Consider the following 16,402-nt stretch of genomic DNA (forward strand, 5'->3'; position numbering starts at 1 on the left):
GCTGCCCCTTTTTATTTTTATATGTTCACGACACTGACGGCCTCTTAACAAAAAAAGCGCACTACTTTTCGCACAACACAGAAAAACTTTCGTACATCTAGCGTTGAAGCGAAAAGAGTTATTAACCGTTACGCTGCAAAATGAACAAGGCCGGACATGCTCCGTTCGGTGGTCAGTGAGGGATGAGGCGCTAGGTTGTCTTAAATAGTTAGCTGCCACGCTGCTTAAGAGGAGATCGGCCATGACCGAAGAAGAATCCGAAAAGAATTACAGCTCTGGTTTGCCCGGCATACTAGGCGTGATCGACACTGCAATTAGCAAAATCGAGTCAGTCATACTGGCGCTGGGGGTTTTGCTAATGGCGCTGAATACGGTTACCAATGTTATTGCCCGCTTTATATTTAACAATAGCATTATGTTTTCGGGTGAATTAAACCGTATTTTGATCATCATGATTACCTTTGCGGGCATCGGTTACGCTGCTCGCCACGGTCGTCATATACGCATGTCAGCCATCTACGATGCGCTGCCCGTCGGTGGGCGCAAGGTGTTGATGATAGGTATTTCGTTTTTTACCTCCCTCGTCATGTTTTTCCTGCTGTACTACTCCGTTATCTACATCCTTGACCTTCAAAGCAAAGGTCGCGTATTGCCGTCACTCGGGATACCTATTTGGATTATCTATATTTGGGTGCCTATGGGCTTCCTAATTACGGGTATTCAGTACCTGTTAACGGCAATTAAAAACCTTACCTCTCGGGATGTATATCTCTCTACAGGGGTAGTTGACGGTTATAAAGACACCGAAACAGAAGTGTAAAGCAGGGCTTGCACCCTAGGGGAATGCTATGACGACGATAATGGTAGTCACCATGATTGCCCTGCTGCTATTGGGCTTTCCTATGATGATTCCGCTGATTACAGCAGCGGTGATCGGTTTTTATATGATGTTCAACGGCTTCGGCCAGATGGATACGCTAATTCAACAGATGATGGCGGGGATCCGGCCTGCTTCACTGATTGCGGTGCCGATGTTTATTTTGGCGGCTGATGTTATGACGCGCGGCCAGTCTGCAAATCGCCTGATCGAAATGGTGATGTCATTTATTGGTCATATCAAAGGTGGTCTTGCGGTTAGTACGGCAGCTTCTTGTACGTTATTTGGTGCGGTTTCTGGCTCTACCCAGGCAACCGTGGTGGCCGTAGGCTCACCATTGCGGCCTAAAATGCTGAAAGCGGGCTATTCTGACCCGTTTACATTGGCGTTGATCATTAACGCGAGCGACATCGCCTTTTTGATTCCCCCCAGTATTGGCATGATCATCTATGGGGTTATTTCGGGCACATCGATTGGTGAGCTATTTATCGCCGGTATTGGGCCAGGGCTTTTAATCCTGCTTATGTTCTCAATCTATTGCATTATTTATGCCACGGTAAAAGGTGTGCCTACTGAGCCCCGTGCTAGCTGGAAAGAGCGCGCTGTTGCAGTGCAAAAAGCGCTATGGCCGCTAGGTTTTCCCGTTATTATCGTTGGTGGCATTTATGGGGGTATCTTTAGCCCAACGGAAGCAGCCGCAGCCTGTGTGCTATATGCAGTACTGCTTGAGTTTGTGGTATTCCGCTCGCTGAAGATGAACGATATTTATGCGATTGCTAAATCTACCGGCTTAATTACCGCGGTGGTGTTTATATTGGTCGCCGTGGGCAATGGGTTCTCCTGGATAATCTCGTTCGCGCAGATTCCCCAAATGATTTTGGAAGCGGTAGGCGTCAATGAAGCCGGGCCTACAGGCGTACTGATCGCGATCTGTATCTCTTTCTTTGTCGCGTGTATGTTTGTTGACCCGATTGTAGTCATTCTGGTGCTTACGCCCATTTTCGCGCCTGCGATTGCGGCGACCGGACTTGACCCTGTTCTGGTAGGTATTTTGATCACGCTGCAGGTGGCCATCGGCTCCGCGACCCCGCCCTTTGGCTGCGATATTTTCACCGCAATTGCGATCTTCAAGCGGCCTTACTGGGAAGTCATTAAGGGCACGCCGCCCTTCATCTTTATGCTGATCCTAGCGGCGGCGCTGCTGATCATGTTCCCGCAAATTGCGCTGTTCTTGCGTGATGTTGCTTTCCGCTAAGCAGTCACAAGGAGATCGCGGATGTTTAATCGCATTTTAATCCCCGTGGATGGCTCGAAAGGGGCGATTAAGGCGCTGGAGAAAGCGGTGGGCCTGCATATGCTCACCGGTGCAGAACTGTATTTGCTGTGTGTATTCAAGCACCACAGCTTACTGGAAGCATCGCTTTCCATGGTGCGGCCGAATAAACTGGATCTGCCTGATGATGCGCTTAAAGAGTACGCCACGGAAATTGCTGTACACGCAAAGTCCTATGCCGTAGAGATGGGAGCAGACAGTGCGCGAGTGAGGGCATTTGTGAAAGGTGGGCGCCCTTCCCGAACGATTGTGCGCTTTGCCCGTAAGCGGGAGTGCGACTTAATTGTGATTGGCGCTCAGGGAACCAACGGCGAGAAAAATCTGTTGTTGGGCAGTGTCTCCCAGCGTGTGGCGGGTGCGGCACACTGTCCCACATTGGTTGTTTAAGACACTAAACTACTGCACTTAATTGTGGTCTTACTAACACCCGTTGTCTCAGGTAATGCAGCCTGGGGTAACGGGTGTTAGTCTTTATAGCACTCAAACATTTGGCGCGTTGCGCCGTTGGATAAGGTTTTTTTCATGAAGGCATTATTTTCTTCCACCGCTTTGGCAAGTTTGTTACTGGTCGCTCCTTTTGCGGCAGCGGCCCCTGAAACTGACGAACAGCGTCTTGCCTATAGCTTAGGCGTAACGTTAGGCGAGAGCATGCAGGCCGATATTGAAGACCTCGACCTTGATGCATTTACGGACGGTATGCGCGATGTCTTCGATGGCAATGAGTTAGCGCTAAGCGAGGAAGAAATGATGGAAGCGCTGGTCGCTTTCCAAGAGCGCTCCATGGAAGAGCGCGCGCAAGAAGCCGCTGAAATTGCTCAACTTAACCTAAAGGAAGGCCAAGCTTACCTAGCGGAAAACGCTGAGCGTGAAGAAGTCGAAGTCACTGAATCTGGCTTACAGTATGAAGTGCTTGAGTCCGGTGAAGGCGCAACACCTGGTGCGGAAGATACCGTTGAAGTGAATTATGAAGGCATGCTGCTGGACGGCACGGTATTTGACAGCTCTTTCGAACGTGGCCAGCCAGTAAGTTTCCAAGTAAATCAAGTCATTGAAGGTTGGCAGGAGGCACTTCAGCTGATGAGCGTCGGCGATAGCTGGATGCTATATATCCCTGCTGAGCTGGCTTACGGTGAAGGCGGCCAAGGTCCTATTGGTCCGAATGAAATGCTGACGTTCCGCGTTGAACTGTTAGGCGTTGAGTAAATGATTCGATCCGCCGCTTCTACGTCTTGCTTTTTGGGCGCACTTTTACTGTTAGGCGGCACGGCTGTTTATGCTGAAGAGGATGTCGTGCCTGGGGATTTACCTGCGCTGAGTGCAGCGAGTGACCGCGCTAGCGTGGTAGGTGTCTCTTCAGGCGGCTATATGGCGACGCAGTTGGCGGTTGCTTGGCCTGAGCGCTTTAGTGGCGTAGGCGTATTAGCGGCGGGTCCTTGGAGCTGTGCCCAAGGCGCGCTCAGTTTGGCCCTTAGCCAGTGTATGAGCACCCGCCGTGGGTTGCCTTCTCTGGATGAGCTAGATCGCCGGCGTGAGCGTTATGAGTCGCTTGAGCAAGTGGGTAAGCGCGACGCACTCGCGAAACTACGCGCCTATGTATGGCACGGTGATGAAGATGACACGGTTTCTCCAGCGCTGGGCAACTTGTTAGCAGAGCAGTGGCAGCGCTGGCTGGCATCTCCAGAGCAGCTGCGTTTCGTACGCAGTGAGAACACCGGCCATGGCTGGCCTATAAAACTGCCAAAGCAAGCTAACGTTAGCCCCGAGGCACTTGGTGGCTGTCGCCAAGGCGGAGGCAGCCATGTGCTTGCCTGCGATGAAAACGTGGCTGGCGATATGCTTTCATGGCTTTATCCAGAGCGTGATGTTAATGCCAGCGAGGGCGAAGTAATTGCCTTTGATCAGTCAGAGTTTGCTGTTAAAGGTCTGGCCGACGTGGGGTATTTATTTATTCCTGAGGTGTGTGAGGCCGGGGGCTGCCCCGTTACGATTGCGTTGCATGGTTGTCAAATGAACGTTGACGCCATCGGTGACACGTTTATACGCCATAGCGGTTTGAACCGTTGGGCAGCAGACCACGGTCAAGTGGTGTTATATCCGCAGGCGGAAAGTAGCATGGCTAACCCGCAGGGGTGTTGGGATTGGTGGGGTTTTGCCGAAAGCACTTGGCAGCTCAATCCGCTACATGACACCCGTGATGGCACACAAACCAGAGCGTTATTGGCAATGCTTGATCACCTACAAAGCGCACCTTAAGCGCAGGTGCTTCACTGGTGCTGCTTTGCAGTATTTCCTGTCAACTGCCTAACTCATTCTCCAACGCTGACATCAAACCATGCGGCGTTGGAGAGTAGAGCACTCTTTGTAAAATCTTGCCGTTGCGGTCAACCAAGAAAAGCGATGCGCTATGGTCAATGGTGTAGGCCATGGCTGAATTAGGTGCCTCTACTCGCCGCCAAATAACGCCATAGCGAGCCGCTACCTCTGCAAGCTGCTCTTGACTGCCCACCAAGCCGATAAACTCATCGCCGAAGAACTGCATATACTCTTCCATGCGTGGCAGCGTATCGCGTTCAGGATCAACTGTTACCATTAGCGGCACCACGCGTTCACGCTGAGCATCGCTTAGCTGGGCCAGCGCTTGTCGCTTTACGGCTTGGTTCATTGGGCAAACGTCTGGGCAGTAGGTATAGCCAAATGAAACAATGGCAATGTCACCTTCATTTAGCTGGGAGAGCGAGAAATCTCCCTGAGTAGACGGCATCTCTATAGGTCCACCCGTTACGTTGTCACTGTCGGGCTGAAAGGCATACTGGTAAAGGCCGATAGCGGCAACGACCAGCAGGGTGAGAATGAGTACTAAGCCCAGCCAGAGTGATTTACGATTGAAAGGTTTTGCGGCCATGCGTATTAACTCCTAATTACGTCAAAGTCGAACCAGCTGCCGAACTTGCCTTCTGGTGTTTCCAGGATAACCCGCGCCCGCCAGGGCATTACGTCTTGCGTGCAGATACCCACTTGCCCTTGGCCATGAAAGTGTCCGGGCGCAGTGGCGGTTAATCCAAAGCGGTGTAAGCCCATATCCATATCGCGACCAATAAAGTCGACCGTTACATGGCTTGGGTTGAGCCCCTCTACTTCTACATCCAGTGGCAGGATATCCAGCGCGTCGATACGGCCATCGGCATCAACCGTCAGGGTTAAGCGGCCTTTATTTCCCAGGACTGCCGAGCACGTGCTGGTGTGAAGATTGCAGTCGGCATTTGGCGTAAACCATGTGATATCACCATCATCGCGAAGCCAATTGGCGAACACGTACCACGTGCAGGCGGCTAGGGAGATGCCCGTGATGAGGATAAGCACTTTCAGTGCTGGAAAACCCGTAAAGTAGACAGGTTTGGACAAATTCTTCATGGCAGAATGGTCACTACGCAGGCCGTAAGGTGGAAGTCAGTTTCATGGTAACAGTAATCGCACGGATGTCGCTGTGCTTGGATGTCGCAGTTAACAAGGAATAATAATGGAGAGCATTACTGGCGCACTTGGGCCACTGTTTTTATTAATTTTACTGGGCGCTGCCATTGGTTATTACCGCTGGCCAAGTGACACTTTTTGGCCGCAAATGGAGCGGCTGATCTACTTTGTGCTGTTTCCTGCGATGCTGATAGGTACGCTGGCCACTGCCGATGTCAGCCAAGTGCCGGTTGGTCGTATAGCGTTGGTATTGCTCGGCACTATGGGGATTTTTGGTTTGTTGCTATGGCGCTTTCGTGGTTGTCTAGGGCTAACGCCTGCGGCGTTTACCTCGGTGTTTCAAGGCGCTGTGCGTTTTAACACCTACGTGGGGGTCGCGGGTGCAGCGGCACTGCATGGCAGTATGGGTGCAACTACCGCTGCGGTGGCGGTAGCACTCATGGTACCGGTAGCGAATGTCATGTGTGTCGCAAGCTTCGTAGCGGCAGGTACGCTGGGCAGTGGAAGCCTTAGCCAAAGTGCCCTCGCACTGGCTAAAAATCCACTAATCTTAGCTTGTTTGGCGGGTATTGGTCTCAATCTTTCCGGTGTTGGCTTACCCGGTTGGAGCCAGGATACGGTAGGGCTATTGGGTGGTGCGGCGCTGCCACTGGGGCTAATTGCTGTGGGCGTGGCGTTGCGCCCGGCAGCGCTGCTACGGCTTGATCGTGGCGTGATAGCGACGAATAGTATCAAGCTGCTGTTAATGCCAGCAGTGGTGCTGTTATTAGCGTGGCTGGTGGGATTAGATTCTGTTAGCCGTGATGTAGCGCTACTGTTTGCAGCGCTGCCTACCGCCACCTCTGCCTACATTCTTGCTCGGCAGTTGGGCGGGGATGCAGAGCTTATGGCGGGCATCATTACTGGTCAAACGTTGTTAGCTATGCTGACGCTGCCCTTTTGGTTGCAGTTGGTAGGCTAGTGTAAAAAGCGAGCATAAAAATAAATAAAAAGTATTCGCATTTGGGTTGACGGGGTAAATGAGAATGATTATATTGTGATTGTCAGCGTTTGATGAGACGCTGGCAACCACGACAGCTGCTTTGGCTAAGATCGCCCAGTTTTCTGTCATGGTTTCTCCCTCTCATTGCTAGTCACGGTCTTTTGCCGCTCCGTTGGAGCGGCTTTCTTTTTTTAGTAATACCTTTCCTTGATCTCTGTGAGTACTTTTGTGCTGTTAAGGCAGACAATAGGTAGATTGCCTATGCTGACTTTTCATTCAAAGCCAGGAGCACTGCCATGCGCGTTGCCGTTTTTAGCGCTAAGCCTTATGACCAAACTTTCCTTACCCGTGCCAATTCCGCGAATCGACACGAATTAAGCTTCTTTGACGTGCGACTGAGTGTCGATACGGCCCCCCTCGCGAAAAGGTTTGAAGCCGTATGCGCTTTTGTAAATGATCACTTGTACGCAGATGTACTGGAGCAGCTACATGCGAGCGGTACACGGTTGGTGGCGCTGCGCTCGGCTGGGTTTAACCATGTTGACTTGGCAGCCGCCGAGCGGCTGGGAATTACCGTAGTGCGGGTGCCTGCTTATTCGCCCCACGCGGTGGCGGAGCACGCGGTAGCGCTGGTGATGAGTCTTAATAGGATGACATATCGCGCCTACAATCGGGTACGCGAGGGTAACTTCGCTCTGGATGGCCTATTGGGGTTTGATTTGTTTGGTAAAACCGTAGGTGTGATTGGTACTGGAAATATTGGGCTTATTTTCGCCAATATCATGCATGGCTTTGGCTGCCGAGTGGTTGCCAGTGACCCTTTTCCGAACCCGAATGCTGAGCCGTTTGTGGAATACGTACCGCTGGCGTCACTCTACGCTCAGGCGGATATAATCTCGTTGCACTGCCCGCTAACACCGGATACCGATCACTTGATTAACGCCGATGCTATTGCCCAGATGAAACAAGGCGTGATGCTGATTAATACTGGGCGCGGGCGAGTGGTGGACACTCAGGCGGTGATTGCTGGGTTAAAAAGCGGCCATATTGGCCGCCTGGGGCTGGATGTCTACGAAGAAGAGGAGCAGCTGTTTTTCGAAGACCTGTCCTATAAGGTGATCGATGACGATCAGTTCATGCGCTTGACGACTTTTCACAACGTGTTGATCACTGGGCATCAGGCATTTTTTACCGCCGAGGCGTTGACCAACATCGCCGAGACCACGTTGGCAAATATTGATGCTTTTGAAAGTGGTACCGGTACGTTGCATCGCGTCGTTTACGATAAGCAAACGTAAACGACGCTTAGTTGCCTTTTAGTGCTTTTTTAAACGTCACGGCGGTAGATTAGATCCCACACGCCGTGGCCAAGCTTTTCACCGCGGGCTTCAAACTTGGTGAGAGGGCGAAAGTCTGGCCGCGGTACGTAAGGTGCTGTGTCTGCGCTGGCGGAATTCGCGTAGCCAGGCGCGGCGTCCATCACCTCCGCCATCCACTCGGCGTAGGCTTCCCAGTCCGTCGCCATGTGGAAGTTGCCGCCAAGCTTCAAGCGTGTGCGAATAAGTTCAACAAACGCGGGCTGCACAATACGTCGTTTGTGATGCTTCTTTTTCGGCCATGGATCCGGAAAAAACAGTTGTAGCGTGGTCAACGAATCTTCTGGTAGGCACTGTTCAAGTACCGCCAAAGCATCTTCGCGGTAAACGCGGAGATTGGTCAGGCCGCGCTTGTCCACTTCATCCAGCAGCTTGCCCACGCCAGGCGCGTGTACCTCGATACCAATAAAGTCTGTCTCTGGGTGGCGTTCAGCCTGCTCGATAAGTGAGTTGCCCATACCAAAGCCAATTTCTACCACGCGCGGTGCCTGGCGGCCAAATAGGGTGTCTAAATCCTGACGTCCATCGGCAATGGTTAGCCCTAAGCGTGGCCAAACATCTTCTAAACCACGGTTTTGCGCTGGGGTCATGCGTCCTGCGCGAATGACGTAGCTTTTAATTCCCCGCCGATGCAGCGGGGCATCAACGCTTTCAGGGCCAGTGGCAGCGCTTTCAAGGCCAGGGGTGCTTTCTTCGGGCGTGGTGTCGTTCGTATCGGTCATGGTGTCTCTGTATCAGCCGTTAATTCGGCCTGCAAAAGGCGAAGAAGGGTCAGCGTTCTGGCGGCGTGGCATACGGCCCGCTAAGAAGGCATCGCGGCCAGCTTCTACGGCCAGCTTCATGGCGTTAGCCATACGTATTGGGTCGCGGGCGTGAGCAATCGCGGTGTTGAGCAGCACGCCATCACACCCTAGCTCCATTGCCATGGCGGCATCAGACGCGGTGCCAATACCCGCATCGACCAATACGGGCACGCTGCTTTGTTCAACAATTAGACGTACATTGTGCGGGTTTTGAATGCCGTGCCCCGAGCCAATCAGTGACCCTAGCGGCATGATAGCGCAGCAGCCCATCGCTTCTAATTCACGTGCCACAATGGGGTCGTCGCTGGTGTACACCATCACGTCGAAACCGTCAGCCAACAGTGTTTCGGCGGCTTTTAACGTCTCGACCACATTGGGGTAGAGCGTGTGATCGTCGCCGAGTACTTCCAACTTGACTAAGTTATGGCCATCTAACAACTCACGTGCCAAGCGGCAGGTGCGCACAGCGTCTTTGGCGTTGTAGCAGCCGGCGGTGTTGGGCAGCAATGTGTAGCGCTGAGGGGAAACCACATCGAGGAGATTAGGCGCATCGGCATCCTGACCTAGGTTGGTGCGGCGTACGGCAAAGGTAACAATTTCCGCGCCGCTTTGGGCAATGGCCGCGCCGGTCTCGGTAAAGTCTTTGTACTTGCCAGTACCCACCAGTAGGCGGGAGCTGAACTCACGTCCAGCAACGGTAAACGGTGTATCAGTCAGTGGCGTCATAGCGGTTCCTTGTGAAAACAAAAACGGGTGACGGACTACGCTAGCCGCCGCCGATGGCATGAACGACTTCTATTTGGTCGCCATTGGCTAAATGTGTTTGCGCAAGCTGGCTTTTGGGCACGATCTGTTCGTTAATTTCCACGGCAATACGGCGCCCGGCCAGGCCTAATTGCTCGATCAAATCGGCGGCGCTAAGTCCGGCTGCCAACGTATGCGATTCGCCATTGAGCGTCAGTTGTATCGACTCATTAGGAGTAGACATAACGGTAGGTGTCCCATTCGGTGAAGCAAAATATTGCCTATTGTAGCGGTTTCGCACTGTTCAAGGTATGTGACAACGTTAATCATCTCAGTGAAATATCAAGTGCTCATAACCAGTATTTGTAATGGGTATTTATAATCAGTACTTATGACGAGTACTTATGACGAGTACTTATGACGAGTACTTATAATGAGTGCTTATAAACAGGAGTAACGCATGCAGCGAGCAGACAGGCTTTGGTGGTGTTTAGTAGCCCTCTCAGGGGCATTAATGGTGATATTGGGGGCCTATGCGGCTCACGGGTTGGCATCGCGTACCAGTGCTGCCATGGTCGACATCGTTGAAACCGGCGTGCGTTACCAAGCGTGGCATACGTTGGCTATGCTAGCGGTGCTGGCTTGGCGAAGCCAGTGTCCGCAGCCAGGGCAGCCCATTGTGCTAGCGCTATGGACGTTGGGCATCATTGCGTTTTCCGGCTCGCTTTACCTGATGGCCTTAGTGGGGCTTAGCGTTGGTATTGTGACGCCCATCGGTGGTTTGCTGTTGATAGCAGGCTGGTTAGGCTTAGCCGTCACTGCGCTGCTTAGCCGTTAGCGCGGAGGCTGACCAGTTGGATTGTCTGGCAACGCGTAGCTTGCCGTAATATGCGCAACCGGCTTAGTGTCATCGCTAGCAGAAAAAATCTGTACTTCGCCTACGGCTAAACGGCGGCCTAACTTTATGAGTTTGGCGTGAGCAACAATATCGTGCTCGCCAGAAGCAGCGCGCAGGAAGTGGCAGTTTAAATCACTAGTGACTGCCATGGCTTCGGGGCCGATCTGAGCCAGTATGGCGACATACAGCGCCACGTCGGCAAAGCCCATCATCGTGGGTCCAGAAACACGCGGGCCAGGGCGCAGATGCTCATAACCCACCGTTAAACGCATTGTGGCACGCATTTCGCCCACGCTTTCAATTCTGCCCATCCGCTGGGGAAACACCTCATCTAAAAAGTGTTCAATTTGTTCGGCGGTCATTACGGTCATTATTGTTATCCTCGATTAAAAAAGCCCCGAGGCATACGCCTCGAGGCTGATTGCGCGGTAAAGCGAGTTTACTTCGCTTTGTGCACCTGACGCCATGCGTGAAGTAGCGGTTCGGTGTAACCCGAAGGCTGTACGCGGCCCTTGAACACCAAGTCGGAGGCGGCTTTAAAGGCGGTAGAGTCTTCGAAGTCGGCGCTCATCGCGGTATACGTGGGGTCGTCAGCATTCTGCTTATCAACCACTTTAGCCATCCGCTTAAGGGTTTCTTCTACCCGCGGCGCGTCGACAATGCCGTGGTGTAGCCAGTTGGCAATATGCTGGCTGGAAATACGCAATGTAGCACGGTCTTCCATCAGGCCTACGTTATGGATGTCCGGCACTTTCGAACAGCCTACGCCATGCTCAACCCAGCGCACTACATAGCCCAGAATGCCTTGGCAGTTGTTATCTAGTTCTTGCTGAATTTCTTCATCAGACCAGTTCGTGTTTTCCGCCACAGGCACAGTGAGCAGGTCATCTAAAAAGTCGGGCTCGCCCTGAGCTTCCAGCTCGCGCTGAACGTCCGTTACGTTGACTTGGTGGTAGTGAAGCGCATGCAGCGTAGCGGCCGTTGGGGAGGGTACCCAGGCGGTGTTGGCACCGGCCTTTGGATGACCAATTTTCTGCTCTAGCATGTTATGCATCAGGTCGGGCATCGCCCACATGCCTTTACCGATTTGAGCACGGCCACGTAGGCCACAGGCTAAGCCTACTTGCACGTTGTTCTTCTCGTAGGCAATGATCCACGCAGCGCTCTTCATATCGCCTTTGCGAACCATCGGGCCTGCTTCCATGGCGGTGTGCATTTCGTCACCGGTGCGGTCAAGGAAGCCAGTGTTGATGAACACAACGCGAGAAGCTGCTTCAGCAATACACGCCTTCAAGTTGACGGTGGTGCGGCGTTCTTCATCCATGATGCCCATTTTCAGGGTGTCACGGCTCATGCCCAGAATGTCTTCAACGCGACCAAACAGCTCGTTGGCAAACGCGACTTCCTTCGGGCCGTGCATCTTCGGCTTCACGATGTAAACGGAGCCGGTGCGCGAGTTGCGCGGTTGGTCGGCGTCTTTTTTCAGGTCGTGCAGCGCCAGCAGCGAGGTCACTACCGCGTCTAAAATACCTTCCGGCAGTTCGTTGCCGTTTTCGTCCAGGATAGCAGGCGTGGTCATCAGATGGCCTACGTTGCGCACGAACATCAGCGAACGGCCGGGCAGTTTAACGGTGTTGCCATCGGTAGTTTGCCAAGTACGATCAGCGTGCAGCGTCCGCTTGAAGGTCTTGCCCCCCTTGTCGATATTCTCTTCCAGGTCGCCCTTCATCAGGCCAAGCCAGTTGCTGTAAACACCGACTTTATCTTCAGAGTCGACCGCAGCGATGGAGTCTTCGCAATCCATAATCGCGGTCAGCGCCGCTTCCACGACCACATCTTTCACGTGTGCGGGGTCTGTTTTGCCGATCGGATGGCTGTCGTCGATCTGGATTTCCAGATGCAGACCGTTGTTGGCGAGCAGGATTGCTTCCGGTGCGGATGCGTCGCCGTTAAAGCCGATCAGCTTGCCCGAATCTTTCAGGCCGGTTTCACGTCCGCCTTCCAGCGTAACGACCAAGTGCTCGTCACGAATCACGTATTTCACTGCATCACGGTGAGAGCCCGTGGCCAATGGGGCTGCACGATCAAGAACGCCGCGAGCATAAGCGATAACTTTTTGGCCACGCTTTGGGTTGAAGCTAGTGCCTTTCTCAGCGCCGTCTTCCTCAGAAATCGCATCGGTGCCGTACAGGGCATCATACAAGCTGCCCCAGCGAGCATTAGCGGCATTCAGTGCATAGCGGGCGTTGCTGACGGGTACGACCAGCTGTGGGCCTGCTTGAACAGCCACTTCGCGATCCACATTGGCCGTCGTGGTTTTAACACTGTTGGGTGCATCAACCAGGTAGCCTGCTTCTTTTAAGAAGCTGCGATAAGCCGGCATATCGCTAACCGGACCTGGGTTTTCGCGGTGCCAGGTATCCAGCTTTTCTTGAAGCGCGTCGCGTTCTTCAAGCAACTGACGGTTCTTTGGTGTCAGCTCATGGAACAAGGCGTCAACGCCGGCCCAAAAGGTGCTTTCGTTGACACCAGTGCCCGGCAGAGCCTGTTCATTGATGAAGCGGTCCAGGTCTGCTGACACTTGTAAACGGTGACGCGTGATACGCTCGCTCATGGGGTTCTCCTGTCAAGGTGCCCGTGGGATATTATCGTGCCACGGTCAGGGTAAAGGTATATTTATGGAAAATACTTCCACAACTGCGCGGGCATGTAAACAGCCGATGCCGTAAAGCAGCATAATGCTCGACCAAATGATGAGAGCGACAGTGGTCTTCGCTGCCATTCAGCCAACGAATAGGTGGCGTTCATGGAGAGACGTTAATGCATAATTTCCAACACCTGGAAGGCTTGTTTCGGCAAGCAGCAGGCGAATCCTCGCTCTCCCGACTTAGGCCGGGCGATGCGCTAACGGACGCCGTGCATGACTATTTTCGCCACTATGGTTTAGAAACGCTATTAAACGACACCAGCGAGGTGCACGCGGGATTTATTGATACTGGACGCTTTGCCCTTTGGTGCCAAGTATGGAGCCCACCTGTCCCTACTGGTACCGCGTTTGTGATTCACGGCTACTTTGATCATCTAGGCCTTTACCGTCATTTGCTCGGTTGCCTGCTGGCCAAAGGGTGGCGAGTGGTATTGTGGGACCTTCCTGGCCACGGTCTTTCCAGCGGCCCGCGGGCTGAAATTGAAGATTTTGACGACTACCAGCACTGCCTTGCGCACTTGCAGGCGACATTGCAAATTAAGAGGATGGCACCAAAGCCGTGGCTAGGCGTGGGGCAGAGCACCGGGGCCGCCATATTAGCGACCGACGCACTGACCCGCCGTGAAGCGGCAGGCTGGGCCGCTATTGTGCTACTGGCGCCGTTGGTGCGCCCCTGGCGCTGGAGTCAATCCAGTTGGCTGCACCTTATTGCCAGCCCGTTTCTAAAAGACCTGCCAAGAAAGTATCGCCCCAACTCCACCGATGAGCAGTTTACGATGTTTCTGCGCGACCAAGACCCACTTCAACCGGAACGGTTAAGTGTTATGTGGATTACCGCCATGCGACGCTGGATGCCGCGTTTACTGGCGCTGGCCCCCAACCCGTTGCCTACGCTTATTTTGCAGGGCGAACAGGACTTAACCGTCGATTGGGAGTGGAACCTGATGGTATTAAAAGAGAAGTTCCCCAATGCCGAGATCCTCCGCCACCCAGAAGCCCGCCACCACTTAGTTAATGAAGCCGAGCCGATACGCCAAGTGCTCTTCGATGCGTTAGATAACTTTGTTGAAAATGTTCACTAGGCTCCCCTCAGCAACCTATCCAACTGTCGGTAGCCGATGGCTTCGATAAAGTGCGGTTGGGTGGGCTTGGGTTCGCCTTGCAGGTCGGCCAGGGTGAGCGCGACTCGCAGGACGCGGTGGTAGGCGCGGGCAGAGAGTTTAAGCTTTTCTAATACGCCTGCTAACCAAGCGCGTTCATCATCATTCAGCGCGCAGGCGGCTTCCAGGGCCTTGCCGCTGAGTTGACTGTTGAGTGCGCCCCGCGACATCTGCCGCTCTCGGGCGGCCATCACCCGCTCGCGTACTGCACTGGAAGGTTCACCCTGGGTTTGGGCGGTGAGCTGTTCAGGCGGCAAGGCGGGCACTTCTACCTGTAGGTCAATGCGGTCTAGCAGCGGGCCAGAAAGCCGTGCTTGATAGCGCTGGATTTGGCTGGCACTGCATTGGCAGCGCTGGCGCGGGTCGCCCAGGTGACCACAGGGGCAGGGGTTCATGGCAGCAACGAGCTGGAACTGCGCTGGGTAGCGGCGCTCATGGTTAGCGCGTGAGAGGTGAATCTCCCCCGTTTCCAGTGGCTGCCGTAAAACTTCTAATACGTTGCGGGAAAACTCTGGCAGCTCATCTAGAAACAGTGCGCCGTGGTGAGCCAGCGAGATTTCCCCTGGTTTGGGTTTTGAGCCCCCGCCCACCAGTGCGGCGGCGCTGGCGCTATGGTGGGGCTGACGAAACGGCCGCTGGCCCCAGTCTGCTTCTAGGGGTAGCCCACATACCGAGCGTACAGCGGCCACTTGCAGTGCATCCTCTTCGGAAAGCGGCGGCAAAATGCCAGGCAAGCGGCTAGCGAGCATGGTTTTACCGGTGCCAGGAGGTCCAGCTAACAGCAAATTGTGGCTATTTAAACCCCATATATTATAGAGCTAATCCTGGATTTGAGTTTTGGCAGCAATTTGATGATGAAGATGAAGTCTTATAAAGGGTTATTTATAGATAAATGCCAATGAATAATTAATTTTTTTGAGAAATTTCATTGATTTTTAATGATGTTGGGAAAATTGGATGTCACTTTAAATATATAGTTTCGAATCTTATATTCTTTAGAGGAGCTTTGTCTTGAGCCTTAGCGTCTTTAAAAAAAACAATTTGACTGTAACGTAATTTATCTTTCTTTGCTTTTACTTCTGATAAAACTATATCGTTGTCGCTGAGGTACAGCACGTCAGGTAAGCCACCATTTAAGTTCGAGAGATAAATCGCTAAGTCTTTAGTCGTTTGTGCCCCAATCGAATTTATTAGTGTTTTTGTATTATGTTTCTCTTTGTTGTCATATTTTAGTGAGTTGCTCTCTAGAAGGTAGTTGAGATTATACATAAAATCTTTATGGCTTACTGTGCTGATTCCTTCATAAAATATATCTTTAGCTTTTTTTTGTTTTTGTATAGTGTACTCTTCTTGGTTCATGTTTGAAGGCAATAGCGATCTTGATATAACTGAATGATATATGTCGCCAAAAAGATATAACTTGTACGATTGGTTACCGCACATTTTTTCTATATTTGTAATTTGGCTTATCAAATCACTAGATAGAAATTTATCTTCCATAGCTAATATATATGCACCTATTATATTTGAACTAAAGTTGCCCTCTTCTTTAACGGCAATCTTACCTTCTTTTCTTAGTCGTTCAATAAAAAAAAGATCTGAGCTACCGCTATTGAAATTACAATCGATAGTTTTAATCGGTATGCCAATCCGATTACACTGTTCTTCTAGCGGGAAAAAGCTTAATGTTTTTGAAGCACCTGCTTCAGAGAGATTTCCTCCATTCTTAAAGTATTCAAATGGCTGAAGTTTTTCTAAAAGAAGGTCGTCTGTCTTAATAGAGGTCATTCCTTTGAGCAAGGCTATAAGCGGAGTTATTACCTCGATAGGTGGTTTGTAGTTAGCATAAAAGTCAATAATTAAGTTCCGATAATTGCCGCCGGTTGAACCAAATAGGAGGCCTATGTCAGGCTCGTCACCAAGAAAAAATCTATCTAATTCATATTTATATCTACTCATGAGAAGTACTCCAACGGAATGAAAGCATTAAGGCTACATTTTTAAAGAATGGCAGTGAAATTAACCTGACATCAAGTTATCAACAGTTATAT

General features: G+C 52.0%; 17 protein-coding genes and 1 pseudogene. 9 read left to right on the plus strand and 9 right to left on the minus strand.

Features of this window, described 5'->3' with window-relative positions:
* Positions 1-241: 241 nt before the first annotated feature.
* The 5 genes from ELY33_RS10520 (at position 242) to ELY33_RS10540 (ending at position 4,463) form a co-directional block, all read left to right on the plus strand.
* The gene (locus ELY33_RS10520; RefSeq protein WP_126947774.1) at positions 242-820 is read left to right on the plus strand and encodes a TRAP transporter small permease; all 579 of its coding nucleotides are present in this window, start codon (positions 242-244) and stop codon (positions 818-820) included.
* A 28-nt stretch (positions 821-848) separates the two neighbouring features.
* Positions 849-2,132: a TRAP transporter large permease gene (locus tag ELY33_RS10525; protein ID WP_126947776.1), complete on the plus strand. Its 1,284-nt coding sequence runs from the start codon at positions 849-851 to the stop codon at positions 2,130-2,132.
* Between the two features lie 21 nt (positions 2,133-2,153).
* The gene (locus ELY33_RS10530) at positions 2,154-2,597 is read left to right on the plus strand and encodes a universal stress protein (protein ID WP_126947778.1); all 444 of its coding nucleotides are present in this window, start codon (positions 2,154-2,156) and stop codon (positions 2,595-2,597) included.
* A 135-nt stretch (positions 2,598-2,732) separates the two neighbouring features.
* Positions 2,733-3,413, plus strand: a complete 681-nt coding sequence (locus tag ELY33_RS10535) for a BamJ family beta-barrel-assembly machinery protein (protein WP_126947780.1) — start codon at positions 2,733-2,735, stop codon at positions 3,411-3,413.
* Positions 3,414-4,463: an alpha/beta hydrolase family protein gene (locus ELY33_RS10540; protein WP_126947782.1), complete on the plus strand. Its 1,050-nt coding sequence runs from the start codon at positions 3,414-3,416 to the stop codon at positions 4,461-4,463.
* A 40-nt stretch (positions 4,464-4,503) separates the two neighbouring features.
* Here the strand turns inward: ELY33_RS10540 and ELY33_RS10545 are convergent, their stop codons facing one another.
* Positions 4,504-5,112 carry an SCO family protein gene (locus tag ELY33_RS10545; RefSeq protein WP_126947784.1) on the minus strand — a complete coding sequence of 203 codons (609 nt, stop codon included), beginning with the start codon at positions 5,110-5,112 and terminating at the stop codon, positions 4,504-4,506.
* 5 nt (positions 5,113-5,117) lie between these two features.
* Positions 5,118-5,621, minus strand: coding sequence for a hypothetical protein (locus ELY33_RS10550; RefSeq protein ID WP_126947786.1), 504 nt, complete (start codon positions 5,619-5,621; stop codon positions 5,118-5,120).
* Positions 5,622-5,727: 106 nt separating this feature from the next.
* Here ELY33_RS10550 and ELY33_RS10555 point away from each other — a divergent pair, with 106 nt between their 5' ends.
* Entirely contained in the window at positions 5,728-6,642 is a 915-nt protein-coding gene (locus ELY33_RS10555; protein ID WP_126947788.1) for an AEC family transporter, read from the plus strand.
* Between the two features lie 317 nt (positions 6,643-6,959).
* Complete coding sequence (locus ELY33_RS10560; protein ID WP_126947790.1) at positions 6,960-7,961, plus strand: 2-hydroxyacid dehydrogenase; 1,002 nt, start codon at positions 6,960-6,962, stop codon at positions 7,959-7,961.
* Positions 7,962-7,990: 29 nt separating this feature from the next.
* On the opposite strand, the gene trmB is transcribed toward ELY33_RS10560, so the two are convergent.
* The 3 genes from trmB to thiS are packed head-to-tail and all read right to left on the minus strand — an operon-like array spanning position 7,991 to position 9,830.
* Positions 7,991-8,761: a tRNA (guanosine(46)-N7)-methyltransferase TrmB gene (trmB, locus tag ELY33_RS10565; protein WP_126947792.1), complete on the minus strand. Its 771-nt coding sequence runs from the start codon at positions 8,759-8,761 to the stop codon at positions 7,991-7,993.
* A gap of 12 nt (positions 8,762-8,773) precedes the next feature.
* Positions 8,774-9,568 (minus strand): thiazole synthase, encoded by a 795-nt coding sequence (locus ELY33_RS10570; RefSeq protein WP_126947794.1) that lies wholly within the window; start codon positions 9,566-9,568, stop codon positions 8,774-8,776.
* A 40-nt stretch (positions 9,569-9,608) separates the two neighbouring features.
* A complete protein-coding gene (thiS, locus tag ELY33_RS10575) occupies positions 9,609-9,830 on the minus strand; it encodes a sulfur carrier protein ThiS (protein WP_126947796.1) in 222 nt (73 codons plus the stop codon).
* Between the two features lie 216 nt (positions 9,831-10,046).
* Here thiS and ELY33_RS10580 point away from each other — a divergent pair, with 216 nt between their 5' ends.
* Positions 10,047-10,424: a DUF423 domain-containing protein gene (locus ELY33_RS10580; RefSeq protein ID WP_126947798.1), complete on the plus strand. Its 378-nt coding sequence runs from the start codon at positions 10,047-10,049 to the stop codon at positions 10,422-10,424.
* Here the strand turns inward: ELY33_RS10580 and ELY33_RS10585 are convergent.
* Together ELY33_RS10585 and ELY33_RS10590 are read right to left on the minus strand one after the other, a co-directional pair.
* A complete protein-coding gene (locus ELY33_RS10585) occupies positions 10,421-10,855 on the minus strand; it encodes a PaaI family thioesterase (protein WP_126947800.1) in 435 nt (144 codons plus the stop codon). The two genes, ELY33_RS10580 and ELY33_RS10585, sit on opposite strands and share 4 nt — an antisense overlap.
* A gap of 68 nt (positions 10,856-10,923) precedes the next feature.
* Positions 10,924-13,098 (minus strand): malate synthase G, encoded by a 2,175-nt coding sequence (locus ELY33_RS10590; RefSeq protein WP_126947802.1) that lies wholly within the window; start codon positions 13,096-13,098, stop codon positions 10,924-10,926.
* 206 nt (positions 13,099-13,304) lie between these two features.
* Between ELY33_RS10590 and ELY33_RS10595 the strand changes: the two genes are divergently transcribed.
* Positions 13,305-14,273, plus strand: coding sequence for an alpha/beta hydrolase (locus tag ELY33_RS10595; protein ID WP_126947804.1), 969 nt, complete (start codon positions 13,305-13,307; stop codon positions 14,271-14,273).
* On the opposite strand, the pseudogene ELY33_RS10600 reads toward ELY33_RS10595, so the two are convergent.
* Both ELY33_RS10600 and ELY33_RS10605 read right to left on the minus strand, forming a co-directional pair.
* A pseudogene (locus ELY33_RS10600) lies at positions 14,270-15,142 on the minus strand (YifB family Mg chelatase-like AAA ATPase); the annotation flags it as partial. The gene ELY33_RS10595 and the pseudogene ELY33_RS10600 sit on opposite strands and share 4 nt — an antisense overlap.
* Before the next feature lie 169 nt (positions 15,143-15,311).
* A complete protein-coding gene (locus tag ELY33_RS10605; RefSeq protein WP_126947806.1) occupies positions 15,312-16,310 on the minus strand; it encodes a VRR-NUC domain-containing protein in 999 nt (332 codons plus the stop codon).
* Positions 16,311-16,402: the final 92 nt, after the last annotated feature.

The organism is Vreelandella andesensis (genome assembly GCF_003989795.1).
Lineage (GTDB): Bacteria > Pseudomonadota > Gammaproteobacteria > Pseudomonadales > Halomonadaceae > Vreelandella > Vreelandella andesensis.

Coding starts and splice junctions, on each gene's coding strand:
- ELY33_RS10580 (WP_126947798.1), top strand. CDS start 10,047: ATGCAGCGAGCAGACAGGCTTTGGTGGTGTTTAGTAGCCCTCTCAGGG.
- ELY33_RS10550 (WP_126947786.1), bottom strand. CDS start 5,621: ATGAAGAATTTGTCCAAACCTGTCTACTTTACGGGTTTTCCAGCACTG.
- ELY33_RS10555 (WP_126947788.1), top strand. CDS start 5,728: ATGGAGAGCATTACTGGCGCACTTGGGCCACTGTTTTTATTAATTTTA.
- ELY33_RS10570 (WP_126947794.1), bottom strand. CDS start 9,568: ATGACGCCACTGACTGATACACCGTTTACCGTTGCTGGACGTGAGTTC.
- ELY33_RS10595 (WP_126947804.1), top strand. CDS start 13,305: ATGCATAATTTCCAACACCTGGAAGGCTTGTTTCGGCAAGCAGCAGGC.
- ELY33_RS10545 (WP_126947784.1), bottom strand. CDS start 5,112: ATGGCCGCAAAACCTTTCAATCGTAAATCACTCTGGCTGGGCTTAGTA.
- ELY33_RS10535 (WP_126947780.1), top strand. CDS start 2,733: ATGAAGGCATTATTTTCTTCCACCGCTTTGGCAAGTTTGTTACTGGTC.
- ELY33_RS10605 (WP_126947806.1), bottom strand. CDS start 16,310: ATGAGTAGATATAAATATGAATTAGATAGATTTTTTCTTGGTGACGAG.
- ELY33_RS10540 (WP_126947782.1), top strand. CDS start 3,414: ATGATTCGATCCGCCGCTTCTACGTCTTGCTTTTTGGGCGCACTTTTA.
- thiS (WP_126947796.1), bottom strand. CDS start 9,830: ATGTCTACTCCTAATGAGTCGATACAACTGACGCTCAATGGCGAATCG.
- ELY33_RS10530 (WP_126947778.1), top strand. CDS start 2,154: ATGTTTAATCGCATTTTAATCCCCGTGGATGGCTCGAAAGGGGCGATT.
- trmB (WP_126947792.1), bottom strand. CDS start 8,761: ATGACCGATACGAACGACACCACGCCCGAAGAAAGCACCCCTGGCCTT.
- ELY33_RS10585 (WP_126947800.1), bottom strand. CDS start 10,855: ATGACCGTAATGACCGCCGAACAAATTGAACACTTTTTAGATGAGGTG.
- ELY33_RS10560 (WP_126947790.1), top strand. CDS start 6,960: ATGCGCGTTGCCGTTTTTAGCGCTAAGCCTTATGACCAAACTTTCCTT.
- ELY33_RS10590 (WP_126947802.1), bottom strand. CDS start 13,098: ATGAGCGAGCGTATCACGCGTCACCGTTTACAAGTGTCAGCAGACCTG.
- ELY33_RS10525 (WP_126947776.1), top strand. CDS start 849: ATGACGACGATAATGGTAGTCACCATGATTGCCCTGCTGCTATTGGGC.
- ELY33_RS10520 (WP_126947774.1), top strand. CDS start 242: ATGACCGAAGAAGAATCCGAAAAGAATTACAGCTCTGGTTTGCCCGGC.